Annotated in this window: 8 protein-coding genes; 4 read left to right on the top strand and 4 right to left on the bottom strand. The window is 52.9% G+C overall.

Annotated elements, in window-relative coordinates; translation table 11 throughout:
- The first annotated feature begins 243 nt into the window (after window positions 1–243).
- Window positions 244–2,073, top strand: coding sequence for a molecular chaperone HtpG (htpG, locus tag ACFE8Q_RS05320; protein ID WP_375444317.1), 1,830 nt, complete (start codon window positions 244–246; stop codon window positions 2,071–2,073).
- A 208-nt stretch (window positions 2,074–2,281) separates the two neighbouring features.
- Window positions 2,282–3,325, top strand: coding sequence for an adenylate/guanylate cyclase domain-containing protein (locus ACFE8Q_RS05325; protein ID WP_375444318.1), 1,044 nt, complete (start codon window positions 2,282–2,284; stop codon window positions 3,323–3,325).
- 15 nt (window positions 3,326–3,340) lie between these two features.
- Here the strand turns inward: ACFE8Q_RS05325 and ACFE8Q_RS05330 are convergent, their stop codons facing one another.
- Both ACFE8Q_RS05330 and ACFE8Q_RS05335 read right to left on the bottom strand, forming a co-directional pair.
- Window positions 3,341–4,582 (bottom strand): BamA/TamA family outer membrane protein, encoded by a 1,242-nt coding sequence (locus ACFE8Q_RS05330; protein ID WP_375444319.1) that lies wholly within the window; start codon window positions 4,580–4,582, stop codon window positions 3,341–3,343.
- Window positions 4,583–4,749: 167 nt separating this feature from the next.
- On the bottom strand, window positions 4,750–6,132 hold the full coding sequence (locus tag ACFE8Q_RS05335) for a thioredoxin family protein (RefSeq protein ID WP_375444320.1): 1,383 nt from the start codon (window positions 6,130–6,132) through the stop codon (window positions 4,750–4,752).
- Between the two features lie 129 nt (window positions 6,133–6,261).
- Between ACFE8Q_RS05335 and ACFE8Q_RS05340 the strand changes: the two genes are divergently transcribed.
- Window positions 6,262–8,139 (top strand): ABC transporter ATP-binding protein, encoded by a 1,878-nt coding sequence (locus tag ACFE8Q_RS05340; protein ID WP_375444321.1) that lies wholly within the window; start codon window positions 6,262–6,264, stop codon window positions 8,137–8,139.
- A 3-nt stretch (window positions 8,140–8,142) separates the two neighbouring features.
- On the opposite strand, the gene ACFE8Q_RS05345 is transcribed toward ACFE8Q_RS05340, so the two are convergent.
- A complete protein-coding gene (locus ACFE8Q_RS05345; RefSeq protein WP_375444322.1) occupies window positions 8,143–10,500 on the bottom strand; it encodes a gliding motility-associated C-terminal domain-containing protein in 2,358 nt (785 codons plus the stop codon).
- 324 nt (window positions 10,501–10,824) lie between these two features.
- Complete coding sequence (locus tag ACFE8Q_RS05350) at window positions 10,825–13,401, bottom strand: TonB-dependent receptor domain-containing protein (protein ID WP_375444323.1); 2,577 nt, start codon at window positions 13,399–13,401, stop codon at window positions 10,825–10,827.
- 254 nt (window positions 13,402–13,655) lie between these two features.
- Between ACFE8Q_RS05350 and ACFE8Q_RS05355 the strand changes: the two genes are divergently transcribed.
- Window positions 13,656–14,762, top strand: a complete 1,107-nt coding sequence (locus tag ACFE8Q_RS05355; RefSeq protein WP_375444324.1) for a sensor histidine kinase — start codon at window positions 13,656–13,658, stop codon at window positions 14,760–14,762.
- Window positions 14,763–14,767: the final 5 nt, after the last annotated feature.

Raw genomic sequence — 14,767 nt, forward strand, 5'->3', positions numbered from 1 at the left:
TTGAAGTGACGTAGTCACGCTCAATGGCTTCGTTGCCCACATAAATGACGAACTGCCTGACAGGGACTTCATACCTTTTCAGCAGCATAGCGCACAGTATACGTGCAGTCGGTGAACCATGCGGGTCATGGCGGGTAAGGTACACTTTTCTGTCAATCTGACAGACTTGCGCAGACTGGAACGGCATTTGGAGAGAACGTACCCAGCAACTAATCACTCTTTATCTCTTTTACTCGTTCGCTTATGGAAGCCGTACAAAACGAAAAAGGGCAGATCTCGATTCACACCGAGAATATCTTCCCGATCATTAAAAAATTCCTGTATTCCGACCATGAGATTTTTCTGCGGGAACTGGTCAGTAATGCCGTTGATGCTAGCCAGAAGCTACAAAAACTGGCGGCCTATGGTGAATTTGGGCAGGAAATCGGCGAGTTGAAAATTACTGTTTCGGTCGACCCTGAGGCTAAAACTATCACCATTAGCGACCGGGGCATTGGTATGACCGCCGACGAGGTCAAGAAATATATCAATCAGATTGCCTTTTCGGGAGCTACCGAATTCATCGAGAAATACAAAGACAAAGCGGGCGAAGAGACCAACATAATCGGTCATTTTGGCCTGGGGTTCTATTCGGCGTTTATGGTTGCCGAAAACGTCGAAATCATCACCAGGTCCTATAAAGAGGGATCGCAGGCCGTTCGCTGGGTGTGCGATGGGTCAACAGACTATGAACTGACCGAAGCCGAAAAGGAAGATCGTGGTTCTGACATCATCCTGCACATCGCGCCCGATTCGGAAGAGTTCCTTGATACGTACCGCCTCCGGGGTATTCTGGAGAAATACGGTCGGTTCCTGCCAATTCCGGTTGAGTTTGATGGCAGTATCATCAATAGCGCGACCCCGATCTGGACAAAATCGCCGAACGACCTTACCGACGAAGATTACAAGACGTTTTACCGCGAATTGTACCCGATGTCGGCCGAACCCCTATTCTGGATTCACCTTAACGTCGATTATCCCTTCAACCTGACGGGCGTACTCTACTTCCCTAAACTGGATAACGACAAGTTCCAGATGAAGCGGGAAAAAATCCAGCTTTACAGTCGGCAGGTGTTCATCACCGACGAGGTGAAAGATGTAGTGCCTGACTTCCTGATGATGCTTCATGGCGTTATCGACTCGCCGGATATTCCGCTGAACGTGTCGCGGAGCTTTCTGCAAGCCGACAGCAACGTGAAGAAGATCAACGGCTACATTACCCGGAAAGTCGCTGACAAACTGAACGAGCTGTTCCAGAACGATCGCGGTGGTTTCGAGGCCAAATTCGACGATATCGGGCTGTTCGTGAAATATGGCATCCTGAGCGATGACAAGTTCTACGAGAAGGCAAAAGACTTCGCGCTGGTGAAGAATGTAGACGGTAAGTACTTCACCCTGAACGAATACCGCGAGCACGTGCAGGCTACCCAGACCGACAAGAGCGAGCAGGTAGTGTTGCTGTACACAACCGACCGGAATCAGCAGGATGCGTACATCGAATCGGCCAAACGCCGGGGCTACGATGTGTTGCTGATGGATACCATCATCGATCCGCACTTCATCAACGCCCTGGAGTCGAAACTGGAAAAGACGACCTTTAAACGCGTTGACGCCGACACGCTGGATAAGCTGATCGACACGGGCGTGGCCAATGAGAGCGTGCTATCCGACGACGAGAAGACGAAGCTGAAAGAGGCGTTTGAATCCATGTTGAACGATAAGGCATTGACTGTCAACGTTGAATCGTTGCCAACCGATGAACTGCCCGTATCGATCACCATGCCTGAGTTTATGCGCCGGATGAAAGATATGTCGGCGCTATCGGGCGAGGCCAACATGTTTGGTAGTTTGCCCGGTGGTTATAACGTGGTGATCAACGCTAACCATGCACTGTCGCAGAAGGTACTGAGTCTGGAAGGGGAAGCCCAGCAGAACCTGGCCAAGCAACTGTATGATCTGGCCCTGCTGGCGCAAAACCGCCTGACTGGCCCTAGCCTCACGGCCTTCGTGAAGCGCACAGTAGCCGGTTTGTAAAAAAAGAGTACAAACACAGAGGCACAGAGAACACCGGGATTATGGGCATAATTGCCTTAATAACTCGGTGTTCTCTGTGCCTCTGTGTTGAATCAATCATTCGCCATTCATCCCGCTAAAGCGCCCTTTGCGTTATCCTTTGCGACTTTGCGGTTGAATTTATTTCGTACTGCTTAACTTTATCAACGAAACGAATACGTCCTGCTGCATGAAAGCAAAAATCCTTGTCGTTGATGATGAACCCGATCTCGAACTGCTGATCAAGCAGAAATTTCGGAAACAGATTCGCGAACAGAAATACGAGTTTTCGTTCGCCCATAATGGTGTTGAAGCCCTGGCCCTATTGCAACGCGAACCCGATGTTGACGTAGTGCTGGCCGACATTAATATGCCTGAAATGGATGGGCTGACGCTGTTGGTCAAAATGGCCGAATTCAACCCAATTCTGAAGGCGGTGATGGTGTCGGCCTATGGTGATATGGAAAATATCCGCATGGCCATGAACCGCGGTGCCTATGACTTTGTCTTCAAGCCCGTCAACTTTGAAGATCTGGAACTGACCATGTTGAAAACCATTCAGCATGTTGCCGAGCTACGGCAAACGGTTCAGGCTGTGAAAGAGAACAATATCCTTCGCATGTATGTAGACGAGAGCGTGCTGAAGTTCATGACCAAATCGGGATTCGAACAGTCACTGACGGCCTCTGAAACAACCACGGCTACCATCCTCTTTGTCGATATATGTAGCTTCACGGCCATTGCCGAACGCGAAAGCGCGGCTACCGTAGTTGGCCTGATCAACAAGTACTTCGATGTAATGGTGAAAGAAATTCTGGGGCAGGGTGGGTACGTCGATAAGTTCATGGGTGACGCTGTAATGGCCGTTTTTCAAGGCGAATACCACCTCGACCGGGCCATCGAAACCAGCCTGGCGATACGTGCCCAGATTCAGAATATCCAGGAGGTACTGTCGGGAAAGCCGTACCAGCCCGAAGTATCGATTGGAATCAACAGTGGCGAGGTGGTATCGGGAAACATCGGTTCGGTGGCCCTCCGGCGCCTCGACTACACCGTTATCGGCGACGTGGTGAATACGGCTTCCCGCCTGCAATCGACCGCTCAGGCCGGGCAGATTCTGATCTCGGAAGTGTGTTACGAAAAAGTAAAAGAGTCGTTCCAGTGCGAAAGCGTAGGTGAGCACAAGCTTAAGAACAAGCAGGCCCCCGCCCGTTTGTGGAACGTGATGGCGTAGGTACGTTGCCTACGGTCAAAACACCTCATTCAGGTTGAAATACAGCCCCTTCGAGCCGCCCGCACCAAACGCATAGTCAATGGCTAGGTTGGTGCGGGCGCTTTTATTGACCTTCACCCGTAACCCGCCGCCGAAGCCAGGCCAGACCTGTGTTGTATGAGACTGAGTGGTGCTTTCCAGACCCGCCGGAACGCCGTTTGGCCAGGGGCCAATGGTTTGTGCATTGGCAAACAAAACGCCGCCAATCAATCCGTTAGCGGTGAGTTGGGTCCGGTATTCGGCCTCCGCATAGTAGAGCGATGGTCCGCGCAACCGCCCCAGTGCGTAGCCCCGCCCGCTGTTGTTGTAGGTATCCCACCCGGTCGAAGGCAGGTCGAGGTAGGGGGCGTTGCCGCCAAAGGTTACCCAGTTGAAGCTCCAGATGGCCAGTTGCTTTTCCAGCCGCCCGGGCAATGGAATATACTTACGATAGTCGAGCCAGGCGGCCTGGTAGTTGACCGTGCTGCCGAGTTCCCTGACGTAGACGCGATATTGCGCCAGCAAATATGAACCGCCCTCCGGATTATTGGGGTTGCCCCGCCGGTCGCGCAGGAGGCCCACTACCATACCCGACGAGGTGGCTTGTCTGGCAAGACCATAGCGGGCAAAGTCGGTGATTTGCCCGTCGATGGCTATATTTTGAATGTCATAGTGGCGGTCGAACATGTAACCAACACCAACCATGTAATCGCGACCAACAGCTTTATAAATGGTTTGGTGAAACCGAATGTGGTTATAGTCGACGTCGCTGGCGTTGGCTAGCTGGGTTCGCGTTCCCAGTCCATAGGTGATTGTGGGAAAGTTATAGAAACGCCAATCGGTTTGGATATTGTAGCGATGCCCGGTTGTCCAGAGGTTACTGATGGCCGTTGCCAACACCTGATTGAACTGCGAATAACCCGCGTATAAATGGATGGTAGAGATTCGGGTACGTGGCGTTTCTTTTGGATAAAACGAGGAGGTAAGGATCAGTCCACCGGCAATGCCTGTGGCGGGCTGATAATTTAGCGAAGGTAACAGTGCCCACTGCGGCTTGGTGCTTAAGCCCGAATCAGCTTTCGGCAGTATAGAAATGCCGAACCAGCGTTTTGCCAGATCGAAGGCATCAAGCTGGGACGGGCGCGACGTACTGTCGGCGCTCATCTGCGCACATAAAGGCGTAGTTATCAGGAGTAATACGCCAAAAAGATACCGTTTGTACCGTAAAGGAAATACCATTTATTGCAGTGAATAGTCAACTCGGTTAACTATTCACTACGCCAAACGGTTCACAACCGTTGCGCAGATTGTATGAGCGGTAAAGTGGCTGTATCAGGTATGGCATATCGTGGTGATACGCCATACCTGATACAGCCACTTCGACGGGCAAGCCATGATTGGATGAACTACTTCTTGAACGAGGCCAGCGCTTTTTCGTAATCAGCTACGTCTTCACCCGCCGTTTTTGCCTTGGCAAGGGCCTCTTCCTCATACTGAATTGCTTCTTTTTTCCGGCCGAGTTTACCCAATAGCTGCGCATACGTGTCTAAAAGGGCTGGGTTCCGTTCCAGTTCAAGCGACCGGCCCGACCAGGCCAGGGCTTTGTTCAGGTCGGAAGGGTCAGTCATGGTTTCAAAATACGTCCAGGCCAGGCTGTTCAGTTTGTTGGCCATCTGTTGGGTTTCAACCATTTTCATATTAGCCGCAAACCGCAAAAAATTGGCACTACTTCTTACCGAATCGGGCATCAACTTCGATTGATCTACAAAACGCTGGTAGGAAGCGGCGTCTTTTGCGCGCAACGAATCAGGAGAAATAGCCAGCAATTCGTTGCCCATTTTGGTAGTTAATTCGCGGTATCTAACCATATTTTTGGTCCTTTTATAAAACGATGCACGGATATCATTAGCCATTGATTTCTGATCGAGATCAGATACGGGCTTGATCGACAGCATGGCGTTCATGTTTTGCCGATTGTTAATGAGTTGATCCAGTTCAGCTTCAGTTTTTGCCTGTCGCTCGTCCCGTTGTAGCGCCGTACCTGTTGCCTGCATAACGGTTTGGAGGCGCTTCGCCTGCCCACTGTTTCCACGCATGTCTTTGGCAGCTTTGAGCAGGGCATCAAACGCTCGTGAATTCGATGTGGTCAGGTTGCCGCTAATGGCATCGACATTATCAGGCGTAACCCATTCTGTTTCAGGCACAACCGTCAGGTACGTCTCCAGTGCGTCGGCGTTGGGCATGCCGAGTTTGGCGCGTTTGGCCAGATAGCCTTTCAGGAAAGTGGCGTCGTGGTTTCCGTCCACAAACTCTTTATCCCACACGGTAATCGGTTTGGGATCTTTCGCCGCTTCAACGGCTTTGTTGGCTTCGTCCAGAAACCCTTTGATGCCGCTATAACCAATCGTCCGTTGAATCAGGCTACCGTCGGCCGACACGAAAAGCGACGTTGGGTACGCTGTGATGGTATACTGTTTGGCTACGGCAATGCCTTCACCTTTCTCGGCGTCGATCTGATAAGAAACAAAATTGGCGTTGAACAGGTCGCCCACCGTTTTGTCCGGGAAAGCCTGTTTGGCCATGAGTTTGCAGGGGCCGCACCAGGTCGTATAAATGTCGACGAAGATGGGCTTGTTTTGCTTTTTAGCTTCGGCCAGTACTTCTTTCCAACTGCCGGTGAAGAACCGGATCCCAACCGGATCATCGCCGGCGCGGGCAATAAACGTGACAAACGAGAAGGCCAGCAACAGGGCCAACTGCATCGGGCGGAGGCGTAAAGGGCTTTGCATAAAGCTAATATAGGGATGATTAGTGATTGTAAATCGTCAGACTAGTTAACGGTTCTGTCTAAACTAATGATATAGTTGACCAAAAATAAGGCGTGAACTAATGCCGGGTGCTGCTTGTCATTTCTATGTATGAATACAACACCTGTACCTGGTTTGCCAGCCGGTGGCCCACCTGCGGGAGGGCCACCATCGGCAGCGGTCGAGACGCTTAGCTGGCGCGACCGTTTTGCTGCGCTGGGCAATCTGCCCGCGTTCTTTAAACTGGTTTGGGAAACGTCGCCCGCCCTGTTTATGGGTAATGCCTTTCTGCGGCTGATCCAGGCGGCTATTCCCGCGCTTTCGCTCTATGTGGGTAAGTTGATCATCGATCAGGTCGTCGATCTGACAAAAGCCGGTGGGGGAGCCGACACAACGTACCTGTGGGAACTGGTGGCCACTGAGTTTGGCCTGGCCATCATCTCAACGGCTATCGGTCGGTCGGTGTCGCTGATGGACGGGCTACTGGGCGACAAATTCGCCAACGTTACTTCGATTCGGATCATGGAGCACGCGGCCGAACTTGATCTGGAGCAATTTGAAGACGCTACGTTTTACGATAAACTCGAACGCGCCCGCCGACAAACGACGGGCCGAACGGTGTTGCTGTCGGGTGTTTTTGGTCAGGTGCAGCAGGTTATTTCAATTGGTTTTCTGGCGGTCGGTCTGGCCGTTTATAATCCGTGGCTGTTGCTGCTGATTGCCGTCGCCGTAACGCCTTCGTTCATCGGAGATAATTATTTCAACCGAAAAAGCTATTCACTATCAAGGAGTTGGACGCCCGAGCGGCGTGAGCTGGATTACCTCAGGTACGTTGGTGCGAGCGACGAAACCGCCAAAGAGGTTAAGATTTTTGGGCTGTCGAACTTCCTCGTCGATCGGTTCAGGACGTTGTCGAACGAGTATCTAAAAAAGAATCAGGCCATTGCCATCAGTCGGGCGGGCTGGGGTACGTTGCTGACGGCGCTGGGCACGGCGGGCTATTACGGCGCGTATGTCTGGATTGTACAGCGGGCCGTAACGGGCCAGATTTCGCTGGGCGACCTGACATTTCTGGCGGGTTCGTTCCGGCAGGTACGTGGGTCGCTGGAAGGTATTCTGTTGCAGTTCAGTAGCCTGACGCAGGAGGCAATCTATTTACAGGATCTGTTCGATTACTTCGCCATTCAACCGGCTATTCACTCGCCCCGGACCCCCTTGCCATTTCCGAATCCGATACGTACCGGGTTTACCTTCGACAACGTCGGTTTCAAGTACACCAACTCCGATCGCTGGGCGCTGCGAGGGCTGTCGTTTACGCTGCATATGGGCGAGAAACTGGCGCTGGTGGGGGAGAACGGCGCCGGAAAAACGACACTGGTCAAGCTCCTGGCCCGGCTGTATGACCCGGCCGAGGGCCGTATTCTGCTCGATGGGCAGGATCTGCGCGACTATGAACTGACCGACCTGCGGCGTAATATCGGCGTCATTTTTCAGGACTATATCCGATTCAAAATGTCGGCTGGTACAAACATTGCCGTGGGCGACATTGATGAGCGCACCAACCAGCCGCGCATTGAGTCATCGGCGCAACGAAGTCTGGCCGACTCGGTGATTGCCAAACTGTCCGATGGGTATCAGCAGCAATTAGGTAAGAGTTTCAACAAAGGTGTAGAACTGTCGGGTGGCGAATGGCAGAAAGTGGCACTGGGCCGCGCCTACATGCGTGATGCTCAGCTCATTATTCTGGATGAGCCCACCGCCGCCCTGGATGCGCGTGCCGAATATGATGTGTTTCAGCGGTTTGCCGAGCTGACACGGGGCAAAGCGTCGGTCATTATTTCACACCGGTTCAGTACTGTCCGCATGGCCGACCGGATTCTGGTTTTGGAAGGCGGGAAACTGCATGAGATTGGGTCGCACGAAGAACTGCTGGCGATGAACGGCCGCTACGCCGAACTCTTCGCCCTGCAGGCGCGCGGGTATCAGTAGTGGTCACCGCATAAGTAATAGCCTGCCCTGCATGGGGGGGAGCAGCGGATCGGGGCGGACAACGTAGGTGTAAACGCCGTCAGGTACGTCGACACCGTCTATTCTTCCGTCAAATCCTTTCTGGTCGGCACCCGTAGCGTGAAAGATAACGGTTCCCCACCGGTTGAATATCGTTACGTCGGCTTTGGGGTAGGCCGCTAGATTGATTAATTGCCAACTGTCGTTTGTGCCATCACCGTTGGGCGTAAACGCGTCGGGTATGTAGAGGTGGTCAACTACGGTGATATGAATCGAGTCGGTGGCGGTGCAGTGTCCCGCGTTTTCGACCCAGAGTGTGTAGGTTATGCTGCGCGGAATGGCGTCGACTTGCGCATTGGCCACATGTGAATCAACCAGATTTGCTGCAGGTAACCACCTGAATGCGGTGGGGTTACCCGTTAGCGACGGTTCGAGAGTAAGCGAGTTGCCCCGGAAGGTGAGCAGTTCTTCAGGAATCTCGATGGTTGGAATGGGGTAGACGATGGCCAGCCTCCGGGCCACTACGGCACTGCATTCGGGCGCTGGCCGAACCGCATAGCTCAGGCTATGCTGCCCAATACCAGCCACGGACGGCGTAAACACACCCGCCAACGTACCTGGACCGTCAAATACACCGCCAACGGGCGTGCCAACCAGGGTATAAGCGGGTGCCGCCACACCACAAAAAGGCGGCAAGCTGTCGAACATGGGTGTTACTGGCGGTACAGCGCTAATTGACAGGGGGGGCACGGTGCCCTTGCATCCGTTGGCGTCGGTAGCCGTGAGGCTGTATGTTCCTGCTGTCCGGGTGGTATAAAGCGGTTGGTTCAGCCCTGCGATGGGCGTACCATTCTCGGTCCACTCGTACACAATACCCCCGTCGGCTAGCAGTACCAGCGGGTCGGTGGGGCAAAGTCGGTTAATTCCGCTAGCTGTTTTGAGGGAAGCCAGCACAGCAGGAGCCCTGGCCAGTTTGATCTGATCGCTCAACACCTGACAGCCCAATGTCAGGTGCGTTAACAGCACCTGGAAAAGACCAGGTTGCGTAGTAAGTAGCGAATCGCTGGCAGCACCCGCCACCACCTGTCCATCGCGTAGCCATTGGTAGCTAACATCAGGTACGTTGGAAACGTGTAGATCGGCGGTTCCATCGGTGGCGCATAATTGCCCGGTGGCCGTGAGCGTAGGCTTGGTATTCAGCGAGTTGATAGTCAGGCTTTGTGTGCCGCCCACTTGCGTGCAGGCGTTTTTCAGCGAAACGCGAACGGTGTATTCGCCTTGCTCACTGACGATCAGGCTGCTACTGGTGGCATTGGCCAGGTTTACGCCGTCTCGTTGCCACTGGTAGTTCCAGTCGGGGTTGATGGTGGACAGGAGCGTGGCCGATTCGCCGGGGCAGAGGGTGGTTTTGGTTGCTGTAACGGGTAAATCCTTGATCTGAGCCGATGGGTTTGGGGTCTGGGACGACGGGCAATCGACGACCAATAACTGAAAATCGCGCCGGACTTCGCCAATTTTCTGTCCATTCCGGTATTCATCAACACGAATGGCAAACACAAACAGGCCTAGCTCTGAAGCCGTTACGGACAACTGACCGGTTTGCGGGTTAATGGCCAGGGCTGGGCTACCGGGAATGGCATTGGTTGCTGAATAGCCCGATGCAAAACCGACCGACGGATAAGGCCCCGCTGCCGTTGCGTTATTGTTCAGCACATTGAGCGGCGTCTCCATGCTATAGCGCAGTTCATCGCCGTCGGGGTCGGTGCCGCCGAAGGCATACGTAAACGGCTGACCCAGACAGACATACTCGCCATTGACCGGTACAAACGTTGGCGACGAGTTGTTGATGTATTTACCCGTGGTTGTAAGCGAGGGAAACTCCAGATAAAAGGTGAACCCCGTTTGTAATGGATTCGTCAGGTTATTGATACCGCCGTTTCGGTTGCGGGTCTGGTACGAGATGTAATAGCCTTCAGAGTCGGTATATTGGCTTGGCGCCAGTTGAATGTCGGCGGTATAGGTAGCGGTGATGAAGCGCAGGTTGCGTTGGGTAGCACAAAACGAGTTGGCGTAAATAATCGACGACCGCCGCCCCGATTCGTAGGCCGTAAAGGCAGTCATCTGGGCATTGTTGCGCTTGCGATAGATGCCCAGAGAGGCTGAAATAACGGCTGCCGCCCGGCTGTTGTCTTCGAAATAGTTGGTGACCGTAACGAGGAAATGGCCAGGTACGTCGCCAACTGCCCGCATCTCCAACTGTCCGCCAACCTGGTGAGTAGCCCGTAAGGTCAATGGCGAAAGAAGCACAAGGCAATAAAACAGACTGTAGATGATCCGGGCCATGCGTCAGTAAGTCAGTGATCAGGATAAATTACTCGAATCATAACTGTCAGACAAACTCTTTGTGAGTCAGACCGATATAACGGTACTTAACGTCATATAACGCTACTGGCAGGTACGTATAAGAAAACCGTTTTGTTGCTTCATAGACAAAAAATAGCGTAGCTGTACTTCGGCTTTTCCAATGGGTTTGACGCGCGCTCCATTATTATATTCGTACGCCGAGCCGAGGCCAAAGCAAGTATAAAATGGCTAGTAACCAGAACGGTCCGCCCGCTACGAATTACGTAGCGGGCGGACCGTTCTGGTTAAACTTCAGGTACGTTGTTATTGGCCCTGATCTTCGTCCTGGCTTGGCGAATTGCTTTTCTTCCGCTTGCGGGGTTCAAACGTCATCTTGCCAATACGATAGTTAAATGTCAGCTTGATATTCTGGTTATACAGCCGGTTTACACCCACCTGTTGCAGCGTCGACGAGGAGAAAGTGGAGGTCATCTGCACGCCACCAACAAAGTTTTCTGCCGACAGGCCAATACTGCCTGCTTTGTTGGCGATGTCTTTCCGAACGCCCAGCGAGTACATGTACATGCCGCCCTGTTGCCCCTGCAACTGCACGCGTGGTCCGCTCACAAAGGTGTTGGCCTGAAGACCCCAGCCTTTATTGAACTGAAGCTGTGTGGTGAGTCGGCCACCGATAACGAAACCCGAATTGCTTTGCATCACCGAACGCCCATCCTGGCCCGCTACCTGGCCTTCCAGGGTGCGGTAGTAGAGATCAACGCCACCATTGATACTCCATTTTGAGGTGAGCTGTACGTTACCGAATATGTTGCTACCCAGCGTTCTTTCAAAACCAACGTTACTGAATGTGGTAATGATACCGCCCGGAATCGAATCATTGGTGATACGTACCTGAGTGATGGCGTTGTTGGTCTGACGGGCAAAAACGCTTGTGTTGAGGTATACTTTTTTGATGGTAGTGCTGAGGCTAAGCTCGATATTATCAGTTAGTTCAGGACTGAGCGACGGGTTGCCTTTGCTGATATTCTGCGGATTAGCCGCATTCACATTGGGGTTCAACTGTTGCAGAAAAGGCCGCTGGATACGCCGGTTGTAAGCGGCTTTCAGCGTAGTGGTCTGGCTCAGCGATTTTGATAAGTTGATGCTGGGAACCAGGTTGCCGTAGTCTGGAATGGGAAGCCGGTTTCCCGTTGTACCAAAGGCGTCGATGTTGGTATGTTCATATCGGGCGCCCGCCTTTACCGTGTATTTGCTGCGGCTGGCATAGGTATACGAGAGATACCCAGCCTGAATGCCCTGCTGATAGTCGAGCGAACCGGCTGGGTTGGTCAGGTCGGCCACGAAGAGTTCGCTATTGCCTGTTGCGGCCAGGTATTCAAACTGGCTGTTTACCTGCCGCATCGTGATTTTACCACCCGTTTCAATCAGTTGACGTGTGCCCAGTGGCGTTTGGTAATCGGCCTGAAAAACCATTTCCTGGTTGGTATTATCGTTCAGGTTTTTCTGCCGACGAAGAATCTCATTACCACCGTTGAGGTAATTGGCCGTGAAGTTGTTGGTCACGTTGGCCTTGCTCATCTGCACCGAAAGGCTCAACTCCTGCTGTGGTTTGTACGTGTGAAGGTAGTCCAGGTTGGCGTCGATGCTGTTGGAGAGGTTCTTGCTCGATACATCGCGGTTGGTACTGCTCAGATACAGGTTGTTCAGGTAGATATCGGTGAGCTGATTCTGCTGCTGAACAAAATTACGCGTGCCAAACCGGACGCTGGCTGAGATGGACTCATTCGGTTTCAGATCATAGTCGCCGCCCAGGGTGTAGGTGCCAAAAAGGGGCCGGTCGCTTGAACTGGCCTGCTGTATATTGCGCTGGGTGCCGGTTGCTGTCTGGGTAGTCTGGTCGAGCGTCGACGAAGAGTGGTTGTACATGGCCCGTCCGTAGGCACCCAGCGTGAGGCCAAGTTTGCCCTGCCGATACGATCCGTTCAGTCCCAGGTTAGATCCCCGCGTGCCGCCGCCGATATCGCCGTTCAGGGTCAGGCCGCGCAGCGTATTCTTCTTGGTTACGATGTTGATAATCCCGGCCGAACCTTCCGCATCATATTTGGCCGAGGGGCTGGTAATCACCTCTACACTTTTAATCAGGTCGGCGGGTAGTTGCTTCAGGGCGTCGGCTACACTGGCTGCCACAATGGTGCTGGGCTTGTTGTTGATCAGTACGCGAATGTTGCTGCTGCCGCGCAGGCTCACGTTACCGTCCAGGTCGATAGAGAGCATCGGCACCTTTTTTAGAATGTCGGACGCATCACCTCCTTTTGCCGTCAGGTCTTTTTCTGCATTGTAGACCAGCCGGTCCACTTTTTCTTCAATCATGGCTCGCTGCCCCGTTACCGTTACTTCGCCCAGGAGCCGAACGTCGGGAGCGAGTATGACCGAACCAAGGTTCAGATCAGTGTTTTTTGCCAGTTTTATGGGCGTTGAATTACGGGTTTGGTAGCCGATAAACGAGTATTGCAGTTTAAACTCGCCTTCGGGCAGGTTCTTCAGGGTAAACTTGCCGCGCCCATCGCTGATAGCCCCATCTACGGGCTTACCTGTAGTGGCGTTGATCAACGCCACTGTGGCGTATTCAACGGGCTGGTTGGTGATGGAGTCGGTCAGTACGCCGCTTAGTTTGGCACTGCCTTTCGGGGTTTGCGCATCGTCGACACCCGGTACAAATTCTTTCTTTTTGCGCTCGTCCTGGCCTTGTCCCGGCCCGCGCTGCCCGCCTCCCCAGCCACCCATGCCGCCGCCACCACCGCCACCGGGGCCAAACTGGGCAATTGATACTGTCGGGATCGAAAGGATGCCAAGAAGGAGGAGGGAGTGTATAAAACGATTCATAGTCAACGTATTGTGTAATTGATGGCAGCAAAGATTGACAAGCCCGGCGGCTTACTAAAATGAGTGTAGAGACAAAGGTGTTATGTGTAGATAAGGAGTAGCCAAAGCCTAACGGCCAATAAGCTAAGTAGCTGTGCAAACGGGTAATGCGACGGCAAACAGCACACATTGGCTCTTATCCCTTCGTGGTCGGCACATCTAACCGCTACGTCGACAACCCCATTCTAACCAGTTGAAAACGCGTACCTTCCGTTATGAAAGTTCTTGAACGTAATCAGATATGGCTTCATGTGCTGGGCTGGACCTTCTTCGCCGGGCTACCATTTCTTACACTGCCCTCGTTTCTCTGGAATCAGCAGGACCTTATCAGTATTGGCACCGCCCAGCTACTGACGGGCCTGGTGATCGCCGTCTGTTTCTACTATAATCTGCGCCGCCTTACGCCTGATTTGCTGAACACCCACGAAGTAAATCGCTTTGCCTTCACCTTGCTGGGCATGCTCCTGGTGGTTGTACTGGTGAAGCTGGCCTGTTACTACGGCGTTCCGTCGGGCGTCCATTACTCACCCAAGGGAAGGCGGCGGCAGTTTTCGCCCTGGCCAGGTACGTTGAGCGTATCACTCTCGTTTGGCTTCGGTATTCTGCTTAGCTCACTCATTGCGCTGGGTCGTCATCATGCTCGTGTGCGTGATCAGCAACAGCAAATGGCACTGGGAAAAGTATCGGCCGAACTGGCTATGCTTAAACTACAGGTGAGTCCCCATTTTCTGTTCAACACGCTGAACAATATTCGGTGGCTGGCCCGCAAAAAGGCCGATCAAACAGAGGAAGCGGTGGTAAAATTATCGCAACTACTACGGTACATGCTCTATCAGGCCCAGCGCGACCATGTGCCGCTGACCAAAGAAATAGAGCACCTGCATCATTACATTGACCTTCAGCAAATGCGCCTGAATGACCGGCAAACCGTTGATTTCGAGGTAGAAGGACCCGTTGATGGCTTGCTGATCGAGCCATTACTGTTCATTCCTTTCGTTGAGAATGCATTTAAATATGGGTTGCACGGTCAGGAAGCCAGCCAGATTCACATCCGGTTGCAGGTGAGCGAAACAACACTGTCATTCTCGGTCGAAAACCCGCTCTTTGCTGCATCCGGCGCTTCATCAGAAGATTCGGGAATTGGCATTGCCAACGTAAAACAACGGCTGGCGCTCCACTATCCGGGTCGTCATACGCTGGAGTACGGGGCTAAAGGCGGCCAGTTTAGTGTGCGAATCGTATTGCAACTGCCAACGGTAAGAACGGAATCAGCAATAGCTTTGGCGGGAGAGCGGCTCATCGGCGTAACTTCCCGCCCCTGAGTTAC

The sequence above is a fragment of the uncultured Fibrella sp. genome (genome assembly GCF_964250085.1).
GTDB lineage: Bacteria > Bacteroidota > Bacteroidia > Cytophagales > Spirosomataceae > Fibrella.